Below are 26,542 nucleotides of genomic sequence, written 5' to 3'. Positions count from 1 at the left end.
GGCCTGGAGCTTCCTGCTGGAGCGGGTGACGAGAATCGAACTCGCGCTCTGAACCTGGGAATACTGAGAAGGCTGCCCCTCCTCGAAGCGCTGACCTGCACGGGTACGGTCAACAGCCTGCCTTGCACGATAGCCGCGTTCACCGCTGCTGCCCGCGGCTATCCCCCGCAGATGGTGCGGAGGTGGTGCGGCGTGGTGCGTGTGCCTTAGCTGCGGTGTCGCCCGGGCTGGGCACGGGGAACGCGCTGAGCTGTTGGTGCAGCTCGGGGTGGTGGCGGTGACGGGGCTGCCGAATCTGCGGCTGCCCCGGGTGGTCAGCTGAGACGCGGGTCGTCGGCCGAGAGCTGAGCGGGACCGGCCGCGCCCGGTACGGCATCAGTGCCCCGATACGGCAGCAGGGCCCAGACCGCGCGTCGCGGTCCGGGCCCTGCCCCGTGCGGTGCCGGCCTGCGGCGGCGGTGCGTCAGCTCTGTGCGGTGTCGTCGCCCGCCTGCCCGGCGCCCTCAGCTGCGCCTGCCTTCTCACGCATCTTGCGCACCAGCTCCGCCTTCTGGTCGGCTGCACCCTGGCGGTCGAGGTTGCGGTGCGGACCGTTGTTCTGCCGTTCGGCGCGGGACAGCCTCTTGCGCTGGCCGCCGCCCATGCCCACGGGGTTGTTGATGTTCTTGCTCACGGTCACGGGTTCTCCCGGTATTGATGTGAAGTGATCTACGGATTCATCGGTGGGGGACGGGCGGCGACGTCGAAGGACGTCAGCAGGGGCCCATCACGCTCTCACTCGTAAATCGGCGTCTGGAAGAACATGACAAAGACGTTACCTGGTTCCGTCGGCCCCGCACACCAACCTTTTCGCCGCCCCGGCGTCGGCCGGGCCTTCGGCGAGCGCCCGGGGTCAACCGTTTCCTTCCGGGAATCTCAGCACCGCCCGCACCCGCCCGTGGTCGCCGCCCGCCCGGGGCAGGTCCAGATGGGCGTTACTGGGCTGCCGCGGGCGGACAACTGATGGTCAGGTCCTGACTGCTACGTCAATTCCTTTGGTGACCGCTGTTTACCGCTCCTACTGGCACGTTGTGGCACGACCTCTTGCGCGGTGACAGGGGGAGGCATTGGCAGGGGGCGTGCGTTGCCCAGCGCGCTGGTGTGGTTCGCCGGGATACCCGGTGGCGTGGGCGTCAGCTTTGCCTGTGCTGCTCACGTATTCGTTCGGAGGGCCTCCACGGGTCGATGGCCCGCAGATCGGTGAGCAGGCCAAGTAGCTCCGGCGGGAAGCGGCAGATCCCGTCTCCCTTGGGGTTGCCCGCACCGAACCCTCAGGTTACAGTTATTTCAGATGAATCGGTCGGTGAGGTCAGTGATTGGAGGCGGCCATGGCTCGTTCCAGCGTTCTTGCCCGTGCCGAGAAGGTAGAGCCGAATCCCTCTCACCAGGGCGCGCTCGCGGCGACTGCTCGGATGGCGCCGGAGGCGGTCGAGGTGTTGGTGCGCACCCGGGATGGCAGCGAACTCGTGCTGCCTGGGGAGCTGGTCCGCCTGCTTCTGGCCTCGGCCGGTGAGCTTGCCCGTGGGCATGCGGTGACGGTCTTGGCGTCCGAGGTGCAGCTGTCGCCCGCTGAGACCGCTGAGCTTCTGGGTCTGTCTCGGCCGTTCGTCGCACGCTTGCTTGATGCCGGCGACATCCCCTCGGCGAACCTGCCGGGCAGTAGCCACCGGGTGGTCCGCCTTGCGGACGTGCTGGCATTCCAGCGGCAGCGTGAGCGCCGCAGAGAGGGGCGGCGCCAGATCGCAGATGTCTTGGGCGTCGATCTGCCCTATTGATCCGGGCGTCACGAGTAGCCGTCGAAGTGAAGAATGACGGGGAGCGTGGCAGCGCGGGTCTTTGTGGACACCAACGTCCTGTTTCCGTTCTCGGTCATGGACGTGATGTTGGCTCTCACCGAGGACGCTATCCACGAGATTGTGTGGTCCGAACGGCTGCTCGCGGAGTGGGAGCGGGTCATCGTCCGGGAGGGAAAGCGTTCGGCGAAGTCGGCTGCCGCAGTTGCCCAAGCCGTCCGGCGCTTCTTCCCCGACTGCGAGATCGAGGCGGCGGTATACGGGTACCTCGTGGATGAAATGCCGGGTGATGACCCCGACGACCGGCATCACTCGGCGGCAGCGGCAGCGGTGGCGGCCGGTGCCGACGCGCTGATCACGTGGAACCTTGCCGACTTCCCTGCCGATGATTTGGCCGAGCGTGGAGTGCGAGTAATCGACCCGGATTCGTACCTGTGCGGGCTGTACAAGGAGTTGCCGCACGAAGTGGCGGAGACGGTAGTCAGACTTGTCGGAGAGAAGCGCAACTCGCCAGTCACCCTCGCTGATGCCGTCGCCCGTCTCGCGAAGGCTGGCCTACCCGTCTTCGCCGACCTGCTGACGGGACACCTCGGGCGCCGAATGAGGTGACGCGAGGGCTGGCGGTGCGAAGGTGGTGCCGAACCCCTGAAGCGGACCAGACAACAAAGAAGCCCCCGGCCGATGGCCTGGGGCTTTTGTATGGAGCGGGTGACGAGAATCGAACTCGCGCTCTGAGCTTGGGAATCCTGAGAAGACGTCCCGCTGTGGGGGCTCTGGCCTGCAGGGATAGCGTCAATGCGTGCTTCGCGCCTCGGTGGGGTTGACCGCTGTTGACCGTGGTTCTCCGCCGCAGATGGTGCGAAGGTGGTGCGACGTCGTGCGTGTTTTTGAGAGAAGGAAGTCGCCTCCGGCGACTGCGACCTACCAGGCCGGATCAGGCAACGTTTGCGCGACGACGGCCCGGGAAATCTCGCTTTCCCGCGCTGCTCGACGGACTGAATCGTCTGGCCCGCCCTCGGCGCGCCGATCGCCTTGTCTCTCCACTTCTCTGCCCATACTCCATGCGGGTGGTGTGGGCCTTTGGGGCGTCACCGTCGAAGAGGGACGGCGTCAGGGGGGACGTCATGGCTCGGGCCTGAGCGCCGACCGCTGACCTGCGGAATTGAGCAGATTTCTGCTCAAGATGCTGGAGAGGGTATGTGCTACTAACGTGATGCCTGTGAGAGTCGCAACCGGGGCACGCCCCGGGCAGCAAGATTCCGGAAGGGCCGGAACCAATCAGCGACGAGACGTGCTCCCGCTTCGAGCTGTGACCTCTGCGAACCGCACCGTATGCCTTGCATGCGCTGCGGCCACCCGTCTTCGATCTTCGGTGGCGGAAGGAAAGGTAGAGACTCATGCGAACACCTCATATCAAGCGTTCCCTCGCTGTAGCCGCCGCCGGTGTGATGCTGGCTGGTGGCGCCGCTGTTGGTGCCGGAGGGGCGGTCGCGGCCGCCCCTGCCCACGCGACCTCCGCGGCCGCCCCTGCCCACGCGACCTCCGCGGCCAGCCACTCCTACGACCGGTGCGGCTGGTGGGGTGACTGCAACGGGTACTGCGGCTACGGCGACGGGTACTACGGCTACGGCTACGGCAACGGGTACTGCGGCTACGGCAACGGGTACGGCTACGGCTACGGCAACGGGTACGGCTACGACAACGGGTACGGCTACGGCAACGGGTACGGCTACGGCAACGGGTACGGCTACGGCTACGGCGGATACTGAGCCAACTCGGGGATAGGTGAACTGGGCTGGGTTACGTCTGGGGACATCGGGAGATGCCTCCGGCAGAGTAAAGATGAGGTCGGCGTAGCGAAAGTTCTACCGCGCACACACTGACGGTTTCCCGCCTGCGTCGCTGACTACCCGAGGACCCCGAGCTCGACGTCCGGCCGGCAGTGGATGCAGGCCCGGATCCCGTCGGTGAGGGCGGCGAGAGCCTGCTCGCGGGTGATGGTGCGGTGTCGCTTTCCGGCGGCTCACCAGCCGCCGACGGGGACCTCGATGGGACGGGCGCCGACCCCGATGCTGAGCTCAACGATCCAGTCCGGTGTGGGCGGCCGCCGCTCAGGCGCCCTGCTGCCGCTCCTTCTCCCGCTGCTCGACCGTCGCGATCGCCTAGTCGATGCGCTCCACCCACATGGCGTGCCAGGTCCGCAGGGTGCGGAGGCGAGGCAGATCGGGCGGCAGATAGGGCACGTGTTCGATTGTAGTGGCGTGGGCGCGGCCGAGCCCCCACCGCTAGGGCAGGGGCTCGGGACGTAATGTGCTCGTCTTGGCTAACCGAGCGGCTCTGGCGGCAATGGGCGGGGTTGCCCCGACATGCTTTCCAACTCTGCACGGCCCCGTTCGTCCTGGTTCACGGCCGTCCGTGGGCCTGGCCCCTGAACTGCCTGCAGGAGACTGGCCCCTGAACTGCCTGCAGGAGAGTTGAACGGCCACAAACGGCGACGAACGAGACTACTTGCCCGCTCGGCCGGCAGTCGAGACCTCGCAGCAGGTTCAACTCAGGACGCGTGGGCTGACACCCGCTTTGGGAGCGAGATGCGGCCATGCTCTTGGAGGCCGGCCCTTGCCGCGGCCGCGCGCCGCATGACCACGGTCGGGTTGTCGTGCCAGGGGACCGCTACTGAACGGCGACGTAGTCACCCGTGGCCTTGACGGCCGGGGTGGTGGAGGTGCCGAGGAAGTTGTAGCGCCAGTAGCCCGAGTAGGTGGCGGTGTACGTGGTCTTCAGCGAGCCCGTGGAGGACGACGTGACCGTCTTCAGGTAGGTCGTGGGGTACGACGACGAGCTGCTCTTGCGGAACTGTAGCTTCACCGGCTGGACGGTGTAGCCGGCGTACTTGTGGGTGTCCCAGTTCGCGCGGGTCAGGGCGCCCGTGATGGTGAGCGTGCCGCCCTTCTTCACCGGCTCCGGCGACGCGTTGACCGTGAGCTTGGAGTAGCGCTGGAGGGCGTTGGAGGACACGGCGTCCTGGTACGCGGTGCCGACCTTGCTCCAGTCGGCGTTCGGGTCGCTGGGGTCCTGGCCGTTGTAGGCGGTGGCGAACGCCTCGCCGGTCCAGTGGGCGCCGGCGTCGGTGTTGGTCAGCTCCTCCTGCGGGTTGATGTCGATGCTGCCCTTGCAGTTCGCAACGGTCGACGAGGCGGCCGTGCAGGTCGCCGGAGCGTCGCCGAACAGGAAGTTCCCGTCGTCCGTGTTGCGGTAGAGGTCGATGCCCGAGACGAAGTCGTCGGCGGTGGGGTCCGCGTCCGAGCCGTGGGTGAAGGTGAAGCTGTACGAGACGTGGACCGTGTTGGTGGTGCCGACGACGATCGCCGACTTGCTGCTGTTCACCTTGATGTTCGAGAAGGTGGCGTTCAGCACGTACGGGTCGCCGGAGTCGGCGGCCGTCAGCGAGCGGGCCTGCATGCCCGACTGGTGACCCGAGGCCTGCTGCGCGAGCTTGTGGGCCTGCGCCAGGCCCGTTCCGTCGGTCGCCTGCGCGGCCGGCACGGCGAAAGCGGCCAGGGCGAGAGCGCCGGAGACCGTCGCGGCGGCCAGGGTGGCACGTATGCGCATGTGTTCCCCATGTGGAGAAGGGGTCCCGCGGTGCAGAAGTCGTCACGCGGGGCCCAAGTGATCTAGGAGCCTGTTGGCTCGCGTGATTCTGACCTGCGACCCCGGCAACGGGTTGTACGGCAGGTGGTGTTCTTTGTGCACGCTTTGCCAAGCCGCACCGGCCTTTGCCAACGTCACACCGGATGCATACCGACCCGCGGTCCGGCGTCAGTCGAACCAGCGCTGTGGCTTCGCCACCGGGCTGCAACACCCAGGGATATTGCAGCCGCCTCCTCGTTTGTGATCACGCTGCCAGAGCAATAGACCATCCCGCAGACTGGCGGCCATGGACTGGATCTCACCCGTCTCCGGACTCGTCGGCGCCCTGGTGGGTGCGGGATTGTCATACCTCGGTACACACCGGGCGCAGGCTAAGGCACTGGCCGATGCCCGCTCGGCCCGCCTCCAGGCCAAGCAGGACCAAGCCGTTGCCACGTTGGCCGAGACCTTTGGTGTTCTTCAGAGGCATGTCCGGGAGATCCCAGGCGAATGGGAGCCGGGGATGGAGGCCGGGGCGACCGCCGCCGTAGCGGCGGCACGACAGGCGTGGGATGAGAAGCTACAAGACTTCATTGCGCCGGCCCGGTTGGCCATCGGGGTCATCCGGGACAAGAAGCTGCGCCACCGCCTCAAGGAGACCATGAACCTGCTGGAGGAGTGGGACAGCGGGCTGGTGTATGCCTTCCACGGCCGTTCCCGTGCTGGAGTGCTGCGCGGGATGATTGCCCATGCTGTGGAGTGCGTAGGAGCGTGGCAGCGGGAAGAGGCGCTGCCCGAACCGAACCACGCCTTCCGGGAGGCGCGGGATTCCATGCAGGCCAAGCGGGACGAGTGGGAGGCCATTGCGGAGGCCCAGGAGGAGGACCGGCTCCGGCGCCGCGCCGAGCGCAACAGTGCAGGCACGCCGTCGCCCCCCGGGCTCGGCTGATGTGAGTTCCTGCGGCCATGGGTCCCCAGGATGGACAACGAGCAACGGCCTCGCGCTCTCAGCTTGGGAATCCTGAGAAGACGTCCCGCTGTGGGCGCTCTGGCCTGCAGGGATGGAGTCGATGCCTACTTCGCGCCTCGGTGGGGTTGACCGCCGTTGACCGTGGTTCTCCGCCGCAGATGGTGCGGAGGTGGTGCGACGTGGTGCGCGTTTCTGAGAGAAGGAAGGCGCCTCCGGCGCCCGCGACCTACGAGGGGTGGCTTCGCCACCGGGCTGCAACATCCGGGGATGTTACAGCCGTCTGTAACCGGACACCCCGGACAGCGCTCACTCTGACTGTCCGCCTCGTTGTTGCAGGTCAGAGGTCTAACCGGACAGTCGGACAGCTGGGACAGTTCCGAGTCCCCGGATGCTTCGGCCGGGGACTCGGTCGTCTCGTTGCTGCGCGGCGCGGATTGTGCGACGTCCCGCGAGCTCTTCTGAGCCCCGCCGGGTCCCTACCCCGGTAGCCAGGATGTCTCTCCTTGCGCAGAAGTCCCGCCACCGAATGACGCAACTTCAGGCTTCTGAAGCGTTCTCATCTTGTCCGACCGATCTGCGGTGAGACTGAAGGCGAGGAGGATCGCGTGGTCACCGGCTGGGATGAGGCGGGGTGCGCATTGCCTGGCGCGATGCCTTCAGGAACTGTTCCCGGGCCTCTTGAGCAAGGTCGTGAGCATCACCGATCGCTCTGTAGTCCGGCCACTCGGGGGTGCCAGAGTTGACTCGCGCAGCTGTCTCCAGGGCATCCGCAGCAGCGGCCAGGGAGGTGCAAGCCTCGTCGACACTGTCGGGACCGAGCAACTGCACTCGCTCCAGGGGCCGCTGCATGCTCTGCCATGTCAGGAACGACTTCTCGTATAGATGCTTCTGCATCTCTTCGAACCCGTCCCCCTCGTACGTCTCAGCCGCATGGATCAAGGCGTATGGCTCCCGGATCATCTCTCCAAACTCCCAGATGCCCGCGTCCCAAGCAGCCAGGAACACGGTGTATGCCTCCTGACGCTGCCCCCGAAGCCATTGCCCGTGCTCGACGGATGCCTGATCCGTTACCTGGCGACGGCCAACGATGATGCCGCTGAACACTCCGACGAGCGCGCCTGTTGCCGCTATCGCCGCGGCGATGATTGTTGCCACCTCACCTGTCATGGGCAAACTCTGCACGGCCTGGGCGGGTGCGGGAAGTTCGTGCGCAAAATGGCTTCAGCCCGCCCACGCTGCAGCGCACCGCCACCGCTGGTCCCACTGGCGACGACGCCACCAGGCCCGAGCCCGCGACAGCCACTACCTGCGACAAGCAGCAGCTCAACCGTGATCATGATCTACAACTGGAGTAGTAGGCCACGGCAAGGCAGTGCACCACCGGGCGCTCGCCGCGCGGCGCCCATGTCCGTCCCTTGGGCGGTCTCAGCCCCGGGCGGTCCTCAGGGGGCACTTGCCCTTCGCGGCCGGCGCCGAACGGTAGCGAACGAACCGACGTTGAGCCCCCAAGTGACTGCGAGAGAAAACGGTTCAGGGAGTTTCGCTGATCACAAGACAAGTGATGTGATCCATCGGCATGATTGTGATTTGATAACGGATTTACCGAGATGGGAATCGGCATGCGCGTATTTATCAGTTGGTCGGGGCAGGCGTCAAGGATGTGCGCGGAGGCGCTCCGCGATTGGCTTCCGTACATGAATCAGGCCATCGAGCCGTTCGTTTCTTCCCAGGATATTTCGAAAGGTGAGAGGGGGCTCGACAAGATCGCAAATGAGCTTAACGACTGTACGTACGGAATCGTTTGTGTAACTCGAGAGAATCAGTCGGCCCCGTGGATAAATTTTGAATCTGGGGCCCTATCTCGGGAATTGGGTAAAAGTATGTTGGCTCCTTTCTTGCTAGATCTCGCTGTGAAGGATCTAACGGGCCCTGTGGCCCAGTTTCAGGCGACGGAGAGTAGTTCGAAGAGCGATGTCTGGGCCCTGGTTAAGAGCATGAATTCTAAATGTGATCCGAATGTCGATGGCGAGCGCCTCGAAGTCGTATTCAACAGATTCTGGACTGATCTCGATGAGTCCCTGATTAAAGTTAGAGCGGCGCAACCTGAAAATGACACACCCGTTCGAGAAACGCCCGACATCTTGAACGAATTGGTTGCACTAGTCAGAGAGCAGACGCTCCAAATCCGCAGCCTGGAGTCGCGGGTGCAATCTTCGAGGGACGTCAATAGTTCGACTCGCTACACTATTGATTATGATCCTTATGAGGCGAGGGCTCAGGATGAGCGTGAGCTGCAGCGCCAGCGTATTAATCGATTCGCGGGGGCTGTCGCGCGGGTAGTTGGTCAGGAGCATATGATGGAAATGAGAATTAAGACGGAAAATGATGTGCAATTTACAGTCACCCCAGAGGGGTTGGAAATAGCTCAAGCGCAAGTCGAAGAACTTCAAGCCGTCGCTTCTAAATACCGTATAGGAGGGACCATCGCATTGCCCGGGAGGAAGGGTCAGTGGGTGTCCATGGCGCCGTTCTAGTGGAGGTCGAGTGCATTCCAGGCGAAATTTGTTTGCGACGTTGGGAACCAGGAGAGGGTTAACCCTCGCATTCGTAAACGCTTCCGTGGCGTTCGCCGCTATGTCTGGGGCCGTTCAACTGGTGCTTACTGTTGTCGATGTGGGTCCATTGAAGGGTTGGAGAGTGCTACTAGCTCTGCTCGCCCTTTCCGTTATTTGGGGCATCTTCAGATCCTCGCCTAAGGGGTTCATTAGTCGCGAATTCTCTAATCCCTCATTTAAGGTCACTGTGAAGAAGGGGGATCTGTTTGCTGAAACGTCTCAGCTTGTAATAGGTTTTACGGATACATTTGACACGGGCGTAGGGGTTCGAGAAGCGATTTCAGAGACTAGTGTTCAGGGCCAGTTTGCTCGACGGCTGTATTCGGATGATCTCACTCGCCTAAATCGTGACTTAAGTGTCGCTCTGCGAGGGAAGTCGATTGAATCGGTTGAGCTGAGATCGGATAAGCCGAAAGGAAATCTTAGGCGTTACCCCATTGGGACGGTTGTCACAATAGGAGACGAGAGGAACTACTATTGCATCGCTTACTCTAGGTTGAGTAACGATCTCGTGGCGCGATCCAGTGTCGATTCCCTATGGGACAGCATGCGGTGTCTCTGGGATGAGATATCAATGAACGGGGGTCGCGATCGAGTGTCGATGCCGGTAATCGGGTCCGACCTTGCGCGGGTGGATAACCTAGACTATGAAAGCATAGTAAAAATGGTGACGCTTTCATTTGTTGCTCGCTCGCGCCAATCTGTGATCGCGAAGGAGCTCACGATCGTCGTTCATCCACAAGATCAAGACCGTCTTGATATGAATGAAGTGAGAGCTTTTCTCTATTCTCTCTAGTCTGCTTGAGGAGATGGAGAAGGTTTCTGAGAGAAGGACGTCGCCTCCAGCGCCCACGACTCACGAGGGGTGACTTCGCCAGCTCCTGCCCGGGGTGTCCCTTGCATCGTCGCAGGTCAGGTCTCTAACCGGACAGTCGGACAGCTGGGACACTTCAAAGCCCCCGGAGCGGTGTCCGGGGGCTTGGCCGTGCTTGTGCGCGCGGCTTATGACGGCAGGAATCCAGGTGCGGTCTGTCCAAGATCGCGCAGATGGGTCAGGTACTCCTGCGCGGCCGGTTCTGCACCGTAGCGCTCCCTGACGACTGCTGCGAGTTCTCGGCTGGTCATGATGAGCGAAGGCACAGACTGCCGCGGCCCCTGAAGCGCGCGTTCACCGTGAATCAGCGCTTGGTCAAGGTCACCACTGCGTGCGGCAGTTACTCCGAGCGTCACCCGTGCTTCAGCGTTGCGCATCGGAGACCGCTCCGTGCCGTCGAAGTCGGTGCCTGCCCGGAGTACTTCGCCGGCGAGAGTCTGTGCGAGCTTGTCTTCGCCGACCAGCCTGTAGCAGTCCATGGCGTAGAAATCGAACTTCGCTGGGTCTACGACAAAGTGGTGATCGAGGTTCTCGGGATGGGGCATCCCTTCGAGAAGACGTCGGCCACGGTCGAGAGCGACCTCGACCTGCCGGCGATCCCCCAGCCGTGCCCAAGCTTTCGCTTCCTGCGCTGCGAGTTGTACGGCGACGCTGTGATGAGGCGCTACCTGGGCGCCTGCCTGTGCCGCCGCGATGACGCCACGGTAGTCGCCGGTGGTGAGGGCAAACCAAGCGCGCATCTCGTGTCCCCAGCCTGCTACCTCGGCGTGGTCGGCCTCGGAAGCTAGGGACAGGGCAGCGCGCCGGGTTGATTCGGCTGCATGCCTGGCGCCGGTGTCGTACTCGACGCAGCCCACAAGTAGCGCGAGCCAACCGGAGAGTGCGAGTACCTCACGGTGCTGGGCCAAGGTGAGGCTTTTTGAGTGAAGGTCAACTACTCGCTTCAGCCACTGTCGACCCTCGATGAGGAGCTGCTCGCTCGGCATGTAAGGGTATTCGGAGCATAGGCGGTCCGTCGTGATGCGAAGTGCTTCAAGGGTGGCGTTATCGACATCTGACTTGTTCAGTCGGCTAACGATTTCGAGCGTTTCCATGCCGCTGGCCACCAGAATTTCCCGATTGCCGTTCCTACGGCCCGGGATGGGGAAGATCGCGTGTGTCACTGTGCCGAACATGGCTGCGATGATCGGCTGGTAGAAGTCTCCCGGTTTCGTTCCGGCCTCCCAGCGCTTCCACTGGCGAACCATGCTGTCGTCGGCCGGCAGTTCCGTAGGAGCGTGGGCCCGCATGGCCTTCACCGCGTCGAGCTGCGACCAGCTACGCGCCGTCCGTTCAGCCGCGATCCGCTGTGCCCACACGGGCCTTTCGTCGCTCATGTGTCCTCCTCCGAGTGACTACCGCGAGTCTGGTCCGCTAGCAGGGGGGACAGGCAAGAGGACAACGCGGTGACGCCTGAGATGTCCCCTGCCCACATCCCTGACCCCCCTCCTGTCACTTAAATCACAGCCCCTGTGCGCTGCATGGTTATGCCAGATCACGCACCACCCGAGTGGGAGCCCTCTTCGAGTGCCTTCACCCGGGCGGTTAGAGCTTGAATCTGGAGGCGCATTTTCTTGATCTCTTCGTCTACGCCCGACGTCTTACGAGTCGGCGGCGCTTCGCTGTCACCAGCAATGAAGTATCCGCGGTTCCCCGCCGAGAAGATCAGTCCCTCTTGTACGAGGAGTCCGAGGCCGTCTCGCACGGTCTGTCCGGCGTACCCGAACTCCTGGGCCAGCTCGCGAGTAGTCGGCAGCTTGCCGTCGGGGTACTTGCCGCTCTCGATGCGGCCGCGCATGACATGCGCCAGTACCACGGGCTTCGGTCTTGGGTCGCGCGACACAACGCTCATGCCTTTGAGGGTAACCACTAGCGCGCACTACAGCGCTGTGTCGCGCAGGGTTGTGCACTAGCGCGCACTGGTGCATGCTAGTTTCAGATCGAAGGGGGCGGGACTCCCCAGCAAGGTCGCCCGCCGCCTGACCCTCTCCCTGTTACTTCGACTCTCAGGAGCGCTCAATGCGCGCATTCATCGGCGGCCACGAGGTCGTCTCGGACACCGACTTTGTGGAACTGGCCCTGGGCACCCCGGTTGAGCTGTGGCTCGGGGTGGAGGGCGAGAGCGAGATGGAGCGGGCGGCCCGCATGGACGCGGCCCGCGACATCCTCGCCGATAACCCTGACCTGCCCGACCGCGTGAGCCGGGTCGCTGCCGAGGCAATCGAGGCATTCGCGCCGGAGCTGTTCAACGTGATCCCGCTGCCGCGGCCGGTCGGCCGCCGTCGGCCGTCCCGGAAGGCGGCAGCAGCATGATGCCCACCACGCAGTCCGCGGATCGGCCGGTGGTTCCGCCGCTGACCCGCCCGGAGATGGGACTGGCCGGGTTAGGCGCTCTCGCTGCGGCGGGTGTTGGCGCGCTGGGTCTGATCTCCTCGTTCGACGCGGTGTCCGCTGCTGCGTTGCGGTGGGGGTTCAGTGAGCCGTGGATGGTGCCGGTCGGCATGGACGTGTCCATCCCGGTGTTCTCGGTGGCGAACCTGCTGCTGATCCGGATGGACATGGCGCTGGCCTGGGTGCGGTTCGTGCCCTGGGTCCTCACCCTGGTGACCTGCGGCCTGAACGTCTCGGCCGGCCACGGCACATGGGCGAAGGTCGCGCACGGGACGATGCCGCTGCTGTGGGTGGTGTTTTCCGAGATCGGCGCCCACATCTACGCGGTACGGATCGGCGCGGTGACCGGCCGCCGCATGGACAAGATTCGCGCCTCACGCTGGCTGCTCGCTTTTCCCTCTACATTCGCCCTGTGGCGCCGGATGACGCTGTGGGAGATCACCTCCTACGCCGATGCGCTGTCCCGGGAGCGGGAACGTCAGCTGGCCCGCGCCGAGCTGCGCGAGCGACACGGCCGCCTGTGGCGGTCGAAGACGCCCCGCCCGGAACGGGTGCTGATGAAGCTCGGGGAGGCCAATCCTCCGAGTGAGGCAGAGCCGCCCACCGAGAAGCCGCAGCCGGAGCAGAACGGCGGCCCCGAGGCCAAGCCGAAGCCGTCCGCGAAGCGGCCCGCGCGCCGCACCCAGAGCAAGGCGAAGGGCAAACGGACCCCGGAGCAGGTCCTGGCCGAGGCGCGGGAGATCACCACCGCTTGGCCGGACGCGGCGCTGACTGCGGACGGCATCCGCACCGCGGTACACGTCTCGCAGGCCACCGCCCGCACCCTGCGCGACACCCTCAAGGCCGAACGGGCCGCAGCCACCCCGCTGCACGGCCTCGAAACCGACACCGAGCAGGACGATAACGGCGACCGCACCGGGGCGGTGGCGGCATGAGCAGCCTCTTAACGACCCTTGCCGCTGCCGGTCCGCTCGTGGCCGGATGGTCCGTCCACACGGTGTGGATGTTCCGCCGACTACACACCGCCCGCCGTGACCCGCTCACCGGGCTCCGCACCCGCGACGGCTTCACCCGCCGCGCCACCACCCTGCTCAAGAACCCGCAAGCGGTCGTGGCCCTCGCGGACGTCGACCACTTCAAGCAGATCAACGACCGCTTCGGCCACGCAGCCGGGGATGCGCTGCTGAAGGCGACCGCGGACCGCTTGACCCACTACGTCGGCCGGCACGGGGTTGCCGGACGGCTCGGCGGTGACGAGTTCGCTGCGGTCGTCATCGACAACCACGGCACCGCCGCCGACCTGCTCGCGGTCCTGCACGGGGTGCTCGCCCGTCCCGCGGACGGCCTTGACCCGGCGGTGCAGACCACGGTGTCGCTCGGCTGGGTCCGCGCCGCCGACCACCCGGGCGAGGACCTGTCTGGGCTGCTCCGCCGGGCGGATGAGGCCATGTACGCGGCCAAGCAGGGCCGGGCGGGGGTACGCCGAGCCGGGCTCGGCAGGCTCTTCGCCACCTGGTCCGGACGCCGTGCCGGCCGCCGCGGCTCCGGTGCCGATGCGGCCCCTGGGGTGGCGGCCTGATGTCCCCGACGTTCGGCAAGTGCTACGACCCGACCGGCACCCTGCACGGCATACCGACCTTCCCGTGGAAGTACGCCCCCGACGGCTACGCCACCCGCCGCCAGCTCCGCGCCCGCGGACTGCGACCCGGTGGTCAGCCTGTCGCCGCGCAGGTGATGCGCCGCTCCCGCCGCCGCAAAGCCGGGGTGTCGGTCGCCTACCTCTACCGCCTCGACCTGGCCAAGCCCGTACGCCCCATGACACCGGGCCGTACCGCCGCACTCGCCAAAGCGATGACCGCCCGCCGAACCTGCCCCAAGTGCCGCACGGATGCCGGGTACTGCATTCCGACCTCGCTCGGCATGTGCCCAGCCTGCGCCTACCCCGAAGAACAGCGCGCCGCCTGAACTGCACAGCGCCCACCAAAGCGGGGTCCGGACGGTAGGCCGTCCAAAGCGCCGTCCGGACCCCTTTCCAACCCCAGTTGTCCGGGAAGGACAGTCAGTGAATCACGACGACGAGAACGAACTCTTCAACCGACTCGAAGCCGACATGGCCACCCACCCTGGGTCCGACTCCGATGCGGATGTGGTCGACCTCGACAGGGTGCGGTCGGCCCGTACCGAGTCGGCCGACCCGCGCACCGGCCCGTCGGCCGACTCCTGCCCCGGTGAGTCGGGGCATGAGTCGGGCGACCCGACCGAGCGGGCAATGGTCGACGGTCCGCAGCCGGTCCGCAGCCGGTCGGCCCCGGTTTCCTGGGCCGACTCATGGGCACCAAGCGCCGCGCCATCGTGCCGCTCTGGCTGCGCTCCACCACCGAGCTACGGACCGCCACACGGTGGGCCGCAGGCCACTACGGGCACCTGGCCGGGTATCACGCGCTGCGGTCCCCGTACTACGCCGCCCGCCTCGCTTTCCAGTCGCCGCGGGGTGCGGCGAAGTTCGTGGGCGGCACGATGCGGTGGGTAGCCGACCGGGAGGGCGAGCCGGTCCGACTTGCCTCGGTCCGGCGCGAGGACGCTGCCGAGTATCTGAAGCTGTCCCGGCAGCGGGACGGCCGGGTGAGGCTGCGGACTCTGATCACGGTGCTGGCCATGTTCGTCGGGCTGGGTGCCGCGCTCGCCATCTACGTGCTCGCCCCCGGCTGGCTGCAGGCTCTGTCTGTCGGGGCGGTGCTGATGGCGCTCGGCTCGGCCGGCACGCAGGCCGACGCCCCGGTCATCACCCGGGCTGTGGAGATGACCAAGGCACCGAAACTCACGTCCGACATCGTGCTGCGGGCCCTCGGCGCGCTGGGCATCACGGCGATCAACCAGGTGCAGAGCAAGGGGCGGGACGGGTTCACGTTCACCGCCCCGATCACCCGCGACGGCCCCGGCTGGCGTGCGGAAGGCGACCTCCCCTATGGCGTGACCGTCACCGACGTGATCGAGCGCCGCGACAAGCTCGCCTCCGGTCTGCGCCGCCCGCTCGGCTGCGTGTGGCCCGAAGGGGTCCCGGACGAGCACACCGGGCGCCTGGTGCTGTGGGTCGGTGATCAGGACATGTCGACCGCCACCAAGCCCGCATGGCCCCTGACCGAGGGCGGCTCCGTCGACCTGTTCAAGCCGGTCTCCTTCGGCACTGACCAGCGCGGACGCTGGGTCGACATCACCCTGATGTACATCGCAGGCGTCATCGGCGCCATCCCGAGGATGGGCAAGACATTCCTCCTGCGCCTGCTCCTGCTCATCGCAGCCCTCGACACCCGGGCCGAGCTGCACACCTACGACCTCAAGGGAACCGGCGACCTCGACCCCGTCGGCGAGCGCGTCTCGCACCGCCACCGGGCCGGAGACGACGACGAGGACATCGAGTACGCGCTCGCTGACCTGCGAGAACTGCGCACCGAACTCCGCCGCAGGGCGAAGATGATCCGGTCCCTGCCGCGGGACATCTGCCCGGAGTCGAAGGTGACGTCCGAGCTGGCGAACAAGCCCAAGCTCGGACTGCACCCGATCGTGATCGGCGTGGATGAGTGCCAGGTGTGGTTCGAGCACCCCAAGCACGGCGGGGAGTTCGAAGAAATCTGCACCGACCTGGTCAAGCGCGGCCCCGCCACCGGCATCGTCCTGCTCCTGGCCACGCAGCGCCCGGACGCCAAGGCCCTGCCCACCGGGATCAGCGCGAACGCGTCGGCCCGGTGGTGCCTGAAAGTCATGGGGCAGCTGGAGAACGACATGGTGCTCGGTACGTCCAGCTACAAGCGGGGGATCCGGGCCACGATGTTCAGCTGGAAGGACAAGGGCATCCACTACTTCGTCGGTGAAGGCTCCGACGCGAGGATCGTCTCGTCCGTCTACGTCGACGCTCCCACCGCCGAGGTGATCGGGCTTCGGGCCCGCCGCCTGCGCGAAGCCGCCGGAACCCTCACCGGCCACGCGGCCGGGGAGACGTTCGAGGCCAGTCAGGGCGCCGCGGACTCGCTGCTGCCGGACATCCTCGCGGTCATCCCCGCGGACGAGTCAAAGGTGTGGAACGAGACCGTGGTCGAACGCCTCGCAGACCTGCGGCCGGAGCGCTACGGCGACTGGGTCCGTATGTCCGGTGAGGAGCAGACCGCGCACCTGACCGCAGCACTCAAGCCGTACGGCATCGCGGCCGGGCAGGTGGGCCGCCGCATCGACGGCAAGTTCGTCAACAAGCGCGGCATCAAGCGCGACGACATCACCGCTGTGGTTGCGGAGCGTAACGGAAATCGGGACGCGAGCTGACCCGCGGGAGCTGCTATCGATAGCGCCACACCCTGCTATCGATAGCAGCCCCGATAGCGGCCCATCTGGCATCTGATCAGGCCGCTAGCGCATAGCGGTCCACCTGCAAAAACCCCTGAAACAGGCCCGGAGGCCCCGCCATGACCCCTGCCCTGCTGGCTAGCGCACTCCTCCTCTTCGTCACCCTCAGTTACGCATCCCTGTGTGCGGCCTCGCCGTTCGGGAACTGCCGCAAGTGCCACGGCTTCGGCCACGCCACCAAGACCGACCGCAAGGGCCGCACCAAGCGCGGCAAGGACTGCCGCCGCTGCAAGGCCACCGGCAAGCGGATACGCGTCGGCCGCCACCTCTACAACGTCGCCGCCCGCCTCCACCGCGACGGCACCCGCTAACCCACCGTCCCGCATCACCACACCGGAAAGGGGCCCGTCGTGGCCGTCACCGTCTCGCTGGTCCTGCTGTTCGGACTGGTCCTGTTCTTCCTGCTCCGCTCCAACACCCTCGGCTACGGCGCCGCGTTCATCGCCGTCATGTTCGGGTTCTTCCTCGCCTCCACCGGCGCCTCCGGACCCATCAACGAACTCACCACCGCCGTCATCGACGCCATCCCCAACCTGTAGGAGACCCCGCCATGAATGAACCACTCGTTCAACACCACTGGGTCGCCCTCGCGGCCCCGAAAGTTGCCCCGGCCGTCGCCACATCCACCGTGCTCATCCTCGGGCGGATCTGGAACGCCAACGGCGCCGAACACTCCGTCGGCAACGCCGCGTTGATAGTCGTCCTCGCGGCCGGAGCCGCAACGGCCGGCGCCTTCGCCGCCGCCGGACGGGGTGGAGGTGACGGAGTTCTCGCCGCGACCGCGTTCACCACCTCCGGGGGCCTCGCCCTCGCAGGCGTCGCCGGATACGCCGACGGGTTGTCCCTGCCGCTCCTGCTCTGGGTGCTGGCCACCGCCGTGGCGTACGGCATCGCGGCCCGGTACTGGCGCACCGACCGCCGCGACACCGTGGCCCATAACCGGCAGAAAACGGTGCGGCGCGAAGAGCACGCCCACACCGAACGCGTCGAAGCCCTGCGCGCCGGAGCACAAATCGAGGTCGCCCGCGAAGGAGCCGCCTACGCCACCGCGCTCGCCCAAGCCCTCATCTACCGCGAGGCCCTTCCCGGCTACGACCCCGCTGCGCTCACGCGCGCCGGACTGCCCGAACTCCCCGCCCTCGACATCACCAAGGAGCACTGAGATGGAACAGCTGCACCCGAGCACCGAGCACCACCCGGAACCAGGCGACTGGCCGACACCGGAAGCTGCCTACACGCTCGCCCCGAGCATCATCCGCGAGATCGGGTGGACCGCACAGACCGCGGCCGACAAGCCGTTCGGCACTGCGCTGGGCCGGGAGTTCTGGCTCCGCAAGGCCGCAGTCCTCGACCGCATCGCCCTCGACGACGAACGCGCCGGGACCCCGGGTGACGCGAGTGAGGTGGCCACGGAAGCAGCCCGACGCCTGATGGACCTGGCCGACACCACCGTCATCTGCGACCCGCGCCACTACGTGCGCCAGCAGTACACCCACTGGGCCAAGCACCAGTAGCAACGCCGCGGCGGCGGGACTCCCCAGCAAGGTCGCCCGCCGCCGCGGTTCTCCCTGCCCATCCGAAGACAGAACAGGAGACACCCAGCATGACCCATCCCGAGAGCATTGGACGCCTTCGCGCACGCCTGCTGCGTGCCGCGCTCGATGCGGCGGAGCGGGGTTGGAGCGTCTTCCCGCTCCGCCCTGGAGACAAGCGTCCGGCGGTTACCGAGTGGGAATGCCGTGCCACCACCGATCGCGAGCGGATCCGCCGTTGCTGGACGTACGCCCCGTACAACGTCGGCATCGCCACCGGGCCCTCCGGTCTGGTCGTTGTCGACCTCGACACGAGCAAGGGCGCGAACGACGTGCCGCCGGTCGAATGGGCCGAAGGCGGTGTCCGGGACGGAGCCGACGTGTTCCGCATGCTGCGAGAGCAGCATGACGAATCCCTGTTCGCGCCGGACACGTTTGGTGTGGGAACTGCCAGCGGCGGATCTCACCTGTACTTCGCAGCGCCCGCAGGAGTGGAGCTGCGAAACAGTGCGGGCAAGCTCGGTTGGAAGGTGGACACACGTGCTGGCGGCGGCTACGTCGTCGGTCCCGGCAGCGTCATCAACAACCACCCATATGAGATCACCAGGAACGTTCCCGTTGTTGTTCTCCCGGACTGGCTCACGGATTTGCTGCGGCCCGCGCCGCTCCCGCCTCAGAAGCGCGTGATCGTAGATCTCTCGACCGACCGACGCGGCAAGTGGCTGCGGTCCGCGGTCAATGGGGAACTGGAGCGCGTCACCGGCTCTGGGCCGCACAGGCACAACAACGCGCTTTACGTCGCCGCCGTCGCCCTCGGTCAACTCGTTGCTGGGGGAGAGTTGGGCGAAGCCGAAGTGACCGGTTGGCTCACCGCTGCCGCATTGCAGGTCGGACAAGATCAGCGTGAGGCGCTGCGCACCATCGAATCCGGTCTGCGCGCCGGTGCCAAGCGGCCTCGGACGGTGGCGGCATGAGCGCCAACCCGATTCCTCCGCTGCACTTGTACTCCGTTCCGAGTGGACCTCAGCCCGTACCTGCGACGTCGCAGGTACGGGAGCGGCCCCGCACTTCGTGGACTGCTGATCAGCTCATGGCGACTGAGTTTCCCGAGCCGAAATGGGCCGTTCCCGGCATCATCGCCGAAGGCGTGACGCTACTCGCGGGACCGCCCAAGGTCGGCAAGTCATGGCTGTCCCTCGGACTCGGTCTGTCTGTGGCTGCCGGCGGACAGGCTTTCGACTCCGTGCCTGTCGGCGGCGGCCCGGTGCTCTACCTCGCCTTGGAGGACACACCACGCCGCCTGAAGAGCCGCATGGGCAAGCTCTTGGGCGGACAGCCCGCACCGTCAGGGCTCACATTGGTGACCGAATGTCCTCCGTTTCCTCAGGGCGGTAGCGAAGCCATCGCGCAGTGGCTGGAGCGCAATCCCGACGCGCGAATGGTCGTCATCGACGTGTTCGCCAAGATGCGCGGACAGGCCCCGCAGGGTGTGTCGGCCTACGACGCGGATTACGTCTCTGTCGGCTACGCGAAGCGGCTCGCGGATCACTACGGCATCGCTGTCGTCCTGGTCCACCACGTCCGCAAGATGGCCTCCGAGGACTTCCTTACTGAGGTCTCCGGCACCAACGGCATCGCAGGCGCGGCAGACGCCACGCTCGTCCTCAAGCGGGCCCGCGGACAGGCCGACGGCATCCTGCACGTCACCGGCCGCGATGTGAGCGAAGCCGAATATGCGCTGCAGTTTCAAGAGGCGTCCGGAGCCTGGCATTTGCTCGATGGTCCGGCGTCCGATCACACGGTGGGCGACACCCGGGCCGCGATCCTGCGGTACGTGCGGGCAAACCCAGGTGCCAAGCCGCGTGACATCGCGGAAGCGCTCCCGGGCACCGATGCGGACACCGTGCGCCGGACGTGCTCGCGCATGGCTGCTGACGGACAGGTCACCAAGGGCAGCGGCGGACGGTACTTCCCGGACACCGAGACGCGGACACAGGCCACACCGGAGGTGTCCCAGCTGTCCGACTGTCCGGTCACCCCATCTGACCAGCAAGAACTACCCGGACAGTCAGAAGAGGAGCTGTCCGGGCTGTCCGGTTCCGGCCCAACACAGCAAGGAGAGCGTCTTGCGTGAGAGGTATCTGTCCATCCCTGAAGTGGCTGACCTTCTGGGTACGACCGAGCGTTTCCCCCGACGGCTCGTTGCCGAGCGGCGCATCACCTTCGTAAAGGTGGGCGCGCACGTCCGCATCGCGGAGAGCGTCCTCTTCGCGTACATCAAGGCCAACACTGTCGAGCCGGTCCGTCCCCGTCGCTGTGCAAGGAGGGCTGCATAAGTGCCGAAGAAGGGTCCGAAGAAGGGCAAGAGCATGCGGCGCTTTGGAGCGGTACGGCAGTACCGCTCCGGTCGCTGGACCGCCTCGTACCTCGATTCGACGGGGGAGCGGCGCCGAGCACCGGAATCCTTCGCTACGAAGACGGACGCTGAAGTCTGGCTGTCGCAGGTGGAAGCTGACCTCACCCGTGGGAACTGGCGAGACCCCGATGCGGGAGCAGTCAACTTCGGGGAGTACGCACTGAAGTGGGTGGACGAACGGGAACTTGCAGCGACGACCGACGAGCTCTACCGGCGACTGCTGCGGTTGCACATCCTTCCGGGATTCGAGGGCGTCGACCTCGATCAGATCACTGCTCCCAAGGTCAGGGAGTGGCGGGCAGAGCGACGCAAGGCAACCGGGGCAACGACCGTGGCCAAGTCGTACCGGCTGCTGAAAGCGATCCTCGAAACCGCCGCCGACGACGAACTGATCCGCCGCAACCCCTGCCGCATCCGCGGCGCAGGCAAGGAGTCGCCTGCCGAGCGTGAGATCGCCACGGTGGAACAAGTGGATGCACTCGCGGAGGCGGTCGGCATTCGGTGGCGCCTCATGGTCTACCTCGGCGCTTACGGTCCGCTGCGGCCGGAGGAACAGGCGGAGCTCCGCCGCAAGGACGTGGACCTGGACGCGATGACCGTCCGGGTTCGCAAGGCAGCACCGGAGCTGAACACCGGGGAGCGCGCCGTGGGCGACACCAAGTCCGAGGCGGGCAAGCGGTACGTCGTCCTGCCGGCCTTTCTGCACCTGGATCTGCGGAGGCATCTCGACTGGTACGCGGAGAAGGGACCGGAGGGACTGCTCTTCGTAGGTGAGCAGGGAGCGCCCTTCCGCCGCTCATCCTTTGGGCGGAAGTGGCGGAAGGCGCGACGGACGGTGGGCATGCCCGACAGCTTTCGCTTCTACGACCTTCGTCACACCGGGCACACCCTCGCCACGCGCTCAGGGGCAACGCTCAAGGACACGATGGTTCGTGCAGGACAGTCGTCCGAGAAGGCCGCGCTGATCTATCAGCACTCGGATCACGAGCGGCAGAAAGAGGTGGCGCGCGGGCTGGACAAGATGGTCCGGGCCGCTCGGGGAAAGGGCGCTGAACAGCGGAAAGACGGTCAAGGTGGTGCGGAGGTGGTGCGCGACGCTTAGATCGGTCTAGACAACAAGAAAGCCCCGGGCCGCTGGCCTGGGGCTTTTGTATGGAGCGGGTGACGAGAATCGAACTCGCGCTCTGAGCTTGGGAAGCTCATGTTCTACCATTAAACTACACCCGCGCGGAGCGCTGGTCGATCAACGCTCATCGTCGCACACTCTACCCCATGGCAGGCCGCCGGTGCGTGAGCCGGGGGCCTGGGTGTCGTGTCCGAGGTGTGGATGCGGCTGCCGGGGGCGGGAGTTGGGGCGTAGCGTACGCAGTCGGAGTGCCGCCTGGAGTGGCGTCCTGTTCATCCCCTAATGTGGCTTTCTCGTCCAAGGCTTGTTGGGGAAGGGACTTGATGGACTCCATGGAGCGCACCGTCGTCCGCTGTGCCGAAGGGCACATTTTCGCTACCGCTTCGTTCCCGCTGCAGCAGCTCGGGACCGGTCGGATCGGTCCCGGGAGGCTTATCCGCTGTCCGCGTTGCGCCCGGTTGCGGCATGCCGTTCCGGTGGTGTTCGAGGAGCGGTAGAGGCGTCGGCAGACGGTTGTGTCAGAGCGCGCGGGGCGGTCCGGTTGGGGCGGGCCCGCGCGTTCTGCGTATCCTCGGGACGTGCTTCTCTCAGACAAGGACATCCGGGCCGAGATCGACGCCGGGCGGGTCCGCATTGATCCGTTCGATCCGTCGATGGTGCAGCCCTCGAGCATCGACGTGCGGCTCGACCGCTACTTCCGGGTGTTCGAGAACCACCGCTACCCGCATATCGACCCAGCCGTCGAGCAGGCGGACCTGACCCGCACGGTCGAGCCGGACGGGGACGAGGCGTTCATCCTGCATCCCGGCGAATTCGTGCTCGCCTCGACGTACGAGGTCATCTCGCTGCCCGACGATCTTGCGTCGCGGCTGGAGGGCAAGAGCTCGCTCGGCCGGCTCGGGCTGGTGACGCATTCGACGGCCGGGTTCATCGATCCCGGGTTCTCCGGGCATGTGACCCTGGAGCTGTCGAATCTCGCGACGCTGCCCATCAAGCTGTGGCCGGGAATGAAGATCGGCCAGCTGTGCATGTTCCGGCTGAGTTCGCCGTCGGAGTTCCCGTACGGCTCGGAGCGGTACGGGTCGCGCTACCAGGGGCAGCGTGGGCCGACGGCCTCGCGTTCGTTCATGAACTTCCATCGGACTCAGGTGTGATGCCGGACCATGAATGACGTACGAGAGAACCTGACGTACGAGGCGTTCGGTCATGCCGTGCGGGAGCTCGCGCAGACCGTGGCCGACGACGGATACGAACCGGACGTGGTGCTCAGCATCGCGCGGGGCGGGGTTTTCGTCGCGGGCGGGCTGGCGTATGCGCTGGACTGCAAGAACATCCACCTGGTGAATGTGGAGTTCTACACCGGGGTCGGGACGACCCTGGAGATGCCGGTCATGCTGGCGCCCGTTCCGAATGTCATTGATTTCTCGGACAAGAAAGTCCTGATCGCCGACGACGTCGCCGATACGGGCAGGACGCTGAAGCTGGTCCGCGATTTCTGCATCGATCACGTTGCCGAGGTGCGCAGCGCGGTCATCTACGAGAAGTCGCAGTCGCTCGTGAAGTGCGAGTACGTGTGGAAGAAGACCGATCGCTGGATCAACTTCCCGTGGAGTGTCTTGCCTCCAGTACATAAGTCGGGAGAGGCGCCCAGGGAGAACAAGGAAGCGCTCTGACCAGCGCCCACCCCCTCAGTAGCGAGCGAGCCCCTCGATGCGAACTACGTGGCGTATCGGCCCCTAGTCGGCATCCTCTGGGGATGGCACGATGAGCGGCCATGGATGATCAAGGCACTTTTGCCGCCCAGGCTCTTCGGTTGGTCACTACGCGCTTCCCGCACGCACTGGGTGCCGTGCTAGGAGGCTCGGTTGCCCAGGGTCGCGCTACCTCAAGCAGTGATCTCGACGTGGCGGTCCTTCTGCCGGACTCGGACACTAGCCGCCGTGAGGTGATACGTCATGAGGGCCGTCTCGCCGAGCTGTTCCTGACCACCCTTGCGGACGTGCCGGAACTCTTCGAGTGGGACAGGGCACGCCGCCGAGGCACGCTCCTTTTCATCTATGACCAGGGCCTGCCCTTGATGGACCCGCACGGCCACCTGTCTCGAACGTGCGAACAGGCCCGCGCGGTGCTCGCGGGCGGTCCTCCTCCCCTTACGCCGGCTGAAAGGGAACGAAGTCGCTACGGCCTCACCTGTTACATGGACGACCTGGTCGACACCCCGCCGGCCAATCGGTATGAACAGCTTTCCCTCGCCGACTTCACCCTGCGCGAGGCGGCACACCTGCTCACTGCCCACCACGGTGCTTGGACGGGCATTGGCAAGTGGCTGCCCCGCCGACTGCTGAGTGCGGACCCGGTACGTGGCAAGGCTCTGCTGGATGGCCATCAAGCCGTCGCCGATCGCGCCGACCCCGCACCGTTGGCGACTGCAGCCGAGCAAGTTCTCGATCTGCTCGGCGGACCGCTGCGCGAAGGATACGCACTCCCCTGGCACACCTGATCCGCGAGCCACATTTCGAGCTCTGGGCGGACGTCCCACACTCAATGTTGCCGTCTGGCCGGCCGCATGTAGAAGGCACCTCGGCGACACTCGCTTTAGGAGTTCGATCCCTCATCCGTGCGGCTGGCTCGGACTTGTGCTCGCTGGGCGGTCCGTGGTCCAGCTTCAGTCGCTGTGATCCGTTGTCGTCTGGCGACGTTGATGTCAGCTGGTGATGTCAGACCGTGGGGTGTTCGGTCGGCAGTGGGGCGCGTACGAACGGGGTACATCGCTCGTCGCAAGCACCCATCGCGTGGAAGTTCCTCCGTGCTTCCGTGAGGCTCAGCCGACCGTTGGGGCCGCCTCGAACTCGGTCCGCATCGTGGTCGTCCTGCCCGTCGTCCTCCCAGAAGCACACCGGACAGATCTCGAAGTTGCTGCGCTCGCCGAGCGTCAGGAAGCCACAGCAGGGACAGGGGTGCGGACCGTCCTCGGCCTTCCCCTGGATGTTGAGGAACGGAGTGTTCATCACGGCATCCTGCCTGGCATCGCCGTCGATCGCGAGCGGATGGATACGAGCTGCCCAGCCAGCGGAGCCATGAGCTTGGGAATCACCGGGCCTATGGGCATGGTTGGCGACCTGACCAGCGGCAATGGGTGCCAGAGGGAACCTTAGGGCTCGCTTTGGCACCCGCTGTTGACCGTGGCTTACCGACCTGTCGGGCACGGATCGGGCACACCTTAAAGTCCCAGGCTTTACCGGATCAGTTAGCCGCGACGGAACAGTTCTCGGGCTCGATGCCGGTGAGATCACTCGGCGGCTATTGGCATCGGCCACCGTCAGTAGCCGCAGTTCCCCGTGACTCCCCGCCCGATCTGGCGCGGTTGTGGCACGGACACCTTCTGATCCGTAGCTCTAGCCGGATCGGTCAGCGACGGCCATTCCGGCCGCCTCGAGGCCCCGTAGAGACGGTACCGGCCGGGGGCGGTTGCTGGGGTTGCGGTACGGAGCTGCTGTACGCCTACGGTGACTCGGTCGTCTTACTGCTCCGGCGAGGCATCCCGCGATAGACCACCCAAAGGCTGACCAGAACCAGTAGTGCTCCGCCAATTGGCCAACCCACGGACCCGCCGGCGCGGTAGTCCCTGACGCCGATCCAAAGAAGGAGGCCGGACAGGGGCAGCCCTGCCCAGTCGAGGGCTCTACTCAATCTCGCGGTAATCGAAGGCTCGTTCACAGCCTGATCCTGGCAGGCGCTTGCGTCCTCCACCAGATGCGAGCGCACTTGAGGCGCAGCCTCAATGACGACCGGTGCACCAGTTTGGAAGACCCCGTACGCGGACGCCTGCTGAGCTGCGGCGTCGTTGATCTGCGGGGGAGTGCCCATCCAGCCGTGGTTCCCCGCTCGTCTCCCGCTGAACGGGCACGCAGGGGGCACGCTGCGCGGAGGATCTAGACAGAGCGACTGGGCTCCGACATGCTGCATCGGCGATCATGCGCAGCGGCGGCTGCACGGTGCAGTGGGGTGGGGTTTGGTGAAGCAAGCGCAGGCCGAGGCTTCGCCGCCGGAGCGCATCCGTTACCGGCGGACCCGTTTCCAGTGCGCGCTGCCCCTTCTGCCCGCTGCTGTCCTCGGTGTTGTCACCGAGATCTTGGACGGGATGAGAAGGGATCCGTTCAGCCTTGGGGCTGCCAACCCGCTTTGGCTGTGGATCGCCATGCCGTTATTGGCAATGATCGTCTTCCCGCGCTACGGGGTCACCCTCACACCATCGGCGGCCGTCGTGCACAATCTGCGCCGCCAGATCATCCCGTGGTCCGACGTGCAAGGCGTCCACACCGAGTCTTCCCTGGGGCAGCGGACCGTCGTGATCTATGAGGCCAGCGGTTGCCGTACCCGTCTGCGGGCACCCATGACTGGGGCCCTCGGCTGGGATCGCAGGTTCGAGGAGAAATTCCACACCATCGAACGATGGTGGCTGGCGCACCGCGGACCGGATTGGACTCCTGTCCCGTCACCGCGGACGCGGCGAGACAGTCAATCAACGCCCAACGGGAACCCTTTCGCGCCTCCCGCCTAGCCGACGGCTGACGCCCCTCAGCCCACCACTCGCCCCAGCTCCCATCCCGTCCGCCTTCGGCCCACACACTGAACCGTTCCGGGTTCGGTAGGGACTCGATCATTTGAGAGGATCGAGTCATGGCACGTCCTTCCCAGTACCCGCTTGAGGTGCGCCGTCGTGCG

Annotated in this window: 29 protein-coding genes, 1 tRNA gene and 1 pseudogene; 23 read left to right on the top strand and 8 right to left on the bottom strand. The window is 65.9% G+C overall.

The features are described 5' to 3' along the window. Positions 1 to 463: 463 nt before the first annotated feature. The gene (locus ACIA8E_RS38415) at positions 464 to 679 is read right to left on the bottom strand and encodes a DUF6243 family protein (protein ID WP_030988248.1); all 216 of its coding nucleotides are present in this window, start codon (positions 677 to 679) and stop codon (positions 464 to 466) included. A 688-nt stretch (positions 680 to 1,367) separates the two neighbouring features. Here ACIA8E_RS38415 and ACIA8E_RS38410 point away from each other — a divergent pair. The 3 genes from ACIA8E_RS38410 (at position 1,368) to ACIA8E_RS38400 (ending at position 3,601) form a co-directional block, all read left to right on the top strand. Beyond that, a complete protein-coding gene (locus ACIA8E_RS38410; protein WP_399305875.1) occupies positions 1,368 to 1,814 on the top strand; it encodes a helix-turn-helix domain-containing protein in 447 nt (148 codons plus the stop codon). A 45-nt stretch (positions 1,815 to 1,859) separates the two neighbouring features. After that, positions 1,860 to 2,441, top strand: coding sequence for a PIN domain-containing protein (locus ACIA8E_RS38405; RefSeq protein WP_399305872.1), 582 nt, complete (start codon positions 1,860 to 1,862; stop codon positions 2,439 to 2,441). 788 nt (positions 2,442 to 3,229) lie between these two features. Beyond that, on the top strand, positions 3,230 to 3,601 hold the full coding sequence (locus tag ACIA8E_RS38400) for a hypothetical protein (protein ID WP_399305870.1): 372 nt from the start codon (positions 3,230 to 3,232) through the stop codon (positions 3,599 to 3,601). A 137-nt stretch (positions 3,602 to 3,738) separates the two neighbouring features. Here the strand turns inward: ACIA8E_RS38400 and ACIA8E_RS38395 are convergent, their stop codons facing one another. Next, a complete protein-coding gene (locus ACIA8E_RS38395) occupies positions 3,739 to 3,831 on the bottom strand; it encodes a DUF6233 domain-containing protein (RefSeq protein WP_399305929.1) in 93 nt (30 codons plus the stop codon). 671 nt (positions 3,832 to 4,502) lie between these two features. After that, positions 4,503 to 5,441 (bottom strand): hypothetical protein, encoded by a 939-nt coding sequence (locus tag ACIA8E_RS38390; RefSeq protein WP_399305867.1) that lies wholly within the window; start codon positions 5,439 to 5,441, stop codon positions 4,503 to 4,505. Positions 5,442 to 5,766: 325 nt separating this feature from the next. Here ACIA8E_RS38390 and ACIA8E_RS38385 point away from each other — a divergent pair, with 325 nt between their 5' ends. Further along, a complete protein-coding gene (locus tag ACIA8E_RS38385; RefSeq protein ID WP_399305865.1) occupies positions 5,767 to 6,408 on the top strand; it encodes a hypothetical protein in 642 nt (213 codons plus the stop codon). Positions 6,409 to 7,038: 630 nt separating this feature from the next. Here ACIA8E_RS38385 and ACIA8E_RS38380 read toward each other — a convergent pair. Further along, complete coding sequence (locus tag ACIA8E_RS38380; RefSeq protein WP_399305862.1) at positions 7,039 to 7,596, bottom strand: hypothetical protein; 558 nt, start codon at positions 7,594 to 7,596, stop codon at positions 7,039 to 7,041. Between the two features lie 440 nt (positions 7,597 to 8,036). Here ACIA8E_RS38380 and ACIA8E_RS38375 point away from each other — a divergent pair, with 440 nt between their 5' ends. Together ACIA8E_RS38375 and ACIA8E_RS38370 are read left to right on the top strand one after the other, a co-directional pair. After that, complete coding sequence (locus ACIA8E_RS38375; RefSeq protein ID WP_399305859.1) at positions 8,037 to 8,963, top strand: TIR domain-containing protein; 927 nt, start codon at positions 8,037 to 8,039, stop codon at positions 8,961 to 8,963. Positions 8,964 to 9,063: 100 nt separating this feature from the next. After that, positions 9,064 to 9,840 carry a macro domain-containing protein gene (locus ACIA8E_RS38370; protein WP_399305927.1) on the top strand — a complete coding sequence of 259 codons (777 nt, stop codon included), beginning with the start codon at positions 9,064 to 9,066 and terminating at the stop codon, positions 9,838 to 9,840. Between the two features lie 206 nt (positions 9,841 to 10,046). Here the strand turns inward: ACIA8E_RS38370 and ACIA8E_RS38365 are convergent, their stop codons facing one another. Both ACIA8E_RS38365 and ACIA8E_RS38360 read right to left on the bottom strand, forming a co-directional pair. Next, positions 10,047 to 11,294 (bottom strand): XRE family transcriptional regulator, encoded by a 1,248-nt coding sequence (locus ACIA8E_RS38365; RefSeq protein ID WP_399305856.1) that lies wholly within the window; start codon positions 11,292 to 11,294, stop codon positions 10,047 to 10,049. A 158-nt stretch (positions 11,295 to 11,452) separates the two neighbouring features. Further along, on the bottom strand, positions 11,453 to 11,809 hold the full coding sequence (locus ACIA8E_RS38360) for a GntR family transcriptional regulator (RefSeq protein ID WP_399305853.1): 357 nt from the start codon (positions 11,807 to 11,809) through the stop codon (positions 11,453 to 11,455). 167 nt (positions 11,810 to 11,976) lie between these two features. On the opposite strand from ACIA8E_RS38360, the gene ACIA8E_RS38355 reads away from it, so the two are divergent. The 13 genes and pseudogenes from ACIA8E_RS38355 (at position 11,977) to xerC (ending at position 21,793) form a co-directional block, all read left to right on the top strand. Next, on the top strand, positions 11,977 to 12,270 hold the full coding sequence (locus ACIA8E_RS38355) for a hypothetical protein (RefSeq protein WP_399305849.1): 294 nt from the start codon (positions 11,977 to 11,979) through the stop codon (positions 12,268 to 12,270). Next, the gene (locus tag ACIA8E_RS38350; protein WP_399305924.1) at positions 12,270 to 13,283 is read left to right on the top strand and encodes a DUF2637 domain-containing protein; all 1,014 of its coding nucleotides are present in this window, start codon (positions 12,270 to 12,272) and stop codon (positions 13,281 to 13,283) included. Before ACIA8E_RS38355 ends, ACIA8E_RS38350 begins: the two co-directional genes overlap by 1 nt. Further along, positions 13,280 to 13,927 carry a GGDEF domain-containing protein gene (locus ACIA8E_RS38345; protein ID WP_399305846.1) on the top strand — a complete coding sequence of 216 codons (648 nt, stop codon included), beginning with the start codon at positions 13,280 to 13,282 and terminating at the stop codon, positions 13,925 to 13,927. The genes ACIA8E_RS38350 and ACIA8E_RS38345 overlap by 4 nt, the downstream gene beginning before the upstream one ends. Beyond that, positions 13,927 to 14,313 (top strand): RRQRL motif-containing zinc-binding protein, encoded by a 387-nt coding sequence (locus ACIA8E_RS38340; protein WP_399305843.1) that lies wholly within the window; start codon positions 13,927 to 13,929, stop codon positions 14,311 to 14,313. The genes ACIA8E_RS38345 and ACIA8E_RS38340 overlap by 1 nt, the downstream gene beginning before the upstream one ends. Before the next feature lie 97 nt (positions 14,314 to 14,410). Next, positions 14,411 to 16,662, top strand: a pseudogene (locus ACIA8E_RS38335) (cell division protein FtsK). Positions 16,663 to 16,802: 140 nt separating this feature from the next. Continuing rightward, positions 16,803 to 17,054, top strand: coding sequence for a hypothetical protein (locus ACIA8E_RS38330; protein ID WP_399305841.1), 252 nt, complete (start codon positions 16,803 to 16,805; stop codon positions 17,052 to 17,054). A 39-nt stretch (positions 17,055 to 17,093) separates the two neighbouring features. Continuing rightward, on the top strand, positions 17,094 to 17,282 hold the full coding sequence (locus ACIA8E_RS38325; RefSeq protein ID WP_399305839.1) for a hypothetical protein: 189 nt from the start codon (positions 17,094 to 17,096) through the stop codon (positions 17,280 to 17,282). An 11-nt stretch (positions 17,283 to 17,293) separates the two neighbouring features. Continuing rightward, positions 17,294 to 17,905 (top strand): hypothetical protein, encoded by a 612-nt coding sequence (locus tag ACIA8E_RS38320; protein ID WP_399305836.1) that lies wholly within the window; start codon positions 17,294 to 17,296, stop codon positions 17,903 to 17,905. 1 nt (position 17,906) lies between these two features. Continuing rightward, the gene (locus ACIA8E_RS38315; RefSeq protein WP_399305833.1) at positions 17,907 to 18,257 is read left to right on the top strand and encodes a hypothetical protein; all 351 of its coding nucleotides are present in this window, start codon (positions 17,907 to 17,909) and stop codon (positions 18,255 to 18,257) included. Between the two features lie 89 nt (positions 18,258 to 18,346). After that, entirely contained in the window at positions 18,347 to 19,249 is a 903-nt protein-coding gene (locus ACIA8E_RS38310; RefSeq protein ID WP_399305830.1) for a bifunctional DNA primase/polymerase, read from the top strand. Then, complete coding sequence (locus tag ACIA8E_RS38305; RefSeq protein ID WP_399305828.1) at positions 19,246 to 20,409, top strand: AAA family ATPase; 1,164 nt, start codon at positions 19,246 to 19,248, stop codon at positions 20,407 to 20,409. The genes ACIA8E_RS38310 and ACIA8E_RS38305 overlap by 4 nt, the downstream gene beginning before the upstream one ends. Then, positions 20,402 to 20,611, top strand: a complete 210-nt coding sequence (locus tag ACIA8E_RS38300) for an excisionase family DNA-binding protein (protein ID WP_399305825.1) — start codon at positions 20,402 to 20,404, stop codon at positions 20,609 to 20,611. The genes ACIA8E_RS38305 and ACIA8E_RS38300 overlap by 8 nt, the downstream gene beginning before the upstream one ends. A 33-nt stretch (positions 20,612 to 20,644) precedes the next feature. Next, positions 20,645 to 21,793 (top strand): tyrosine recombinase XerC, encoded by a 1,149-nt coding sequence (xerC, locus tag ACIA8E_RS38295; RefSeq protein WP_399305921.1) that lies wholly within the window; start codon positions 20,645 to 20,647, stop codon positions 21,791 to 21,793. A 51-nt stretch (positions 21,794 to 21,844) separates the two neighbouring features. Here the strand turns inward: xerC and ACIA8E_RS38290 are convergent. Further along, positions 21,845 to 21,918: transfer RNA gene (locus ACIA8E_RS38290), tRNA-Gly, on the bottom strand. Between the two features lie 477 nt (positions 21,919 to 22,395). On the opposite strand from ACIA8E_RS38290, the gene dcd reads away from it, so the two are divergent. The 3 genes from dcd (at position 22,396) to ACIA8E_RS38275 (ending at position 24,317) form a co-directional block, all read left to right on the top strand. Beyond that, a complete protein-coding gene (dcd, locus tag ACIA8E_RS38285) occupies positions 22,396 to 22,971 on the top strand; it encodes a dCTP deaminase (protein WP_030977663.1) in 576 nt (191 codons plus the stop codon). A 9-nt stretch (positions 22,972 to 22,980) separates the two neighbouring features. Further along, a complete protein-coding gene (locus ACIA8E_RS38280) occupies positions 22,981 to 23,490 on the top strand; it encodes a phosphoribosyltransferase (protein WP_399305821.1) in 510 nt (169 codons plus the stop codon). A gap of 101 nt (positions 23,491 to 23,591) precedes the next feature. Beyond that, positions 23,592 to 24,317, top strand: a complete 726-nt coding sequence (locus ACIA8E_RS38275; RefSeq protein ID WP_399305818.1) for a nucleotidyltransferase domain-containing protein — start codon at positions 23,592 to 23,594, stop codon at positions 24,315 to 24,317. Between the two features lie 217 nt (positions 24,318 to 24,534). Here ACIA8E_RS38275 and ACIA8E_RS38270 read toward each other — a convergent pair whose 3' ends face one another. Beyond that, on the bottom strand, positions 24,535 to 24,825 hold the full coding sequence (locus ACIA8E_RS38270) for a CPCC family cysteine-rich protein (protein ID WP_399305815.1): 291 nt from the start codon (positions 24,823 to 24,825) through the stop codon (positions 24,535 to 24,537). Positions 24,826 to 25,832: 1,007 nt separating this feature from the next. On the opposite strand from ACIA8E_RS38270, the gene ACIA8E_RS38265 reads away from it, so the two are divergent. After that, positions 25,833 to 26,378: a hypothetical protein gene (locus ACIA8E_RS38265; protein ID WP_399305812.1), complete on the top strand. Its 546-nt coding sequence runs from the start codon at positions 25,833 to 25,835 to the stop codon at positions 26,376 to 26,378. Positions 26,379 to 26,542: the final 164 nt, after the last annotated feature.

The sequence above is a fragment of the Streptomyces sp. NPDC051664 genome (assembly GCF_044453545.1).
Taxonomy (GTDB): Bacteria; Actinomycetota; Actinomycetes; order Streptomycetales; family Streptomycetaceae; genus Streptomyces.
The sequence above is the reverse complement of the archived record's forward strand: the minus strand, read 5'-3'. Positions and strand labels throughout refer to the sequence as shown.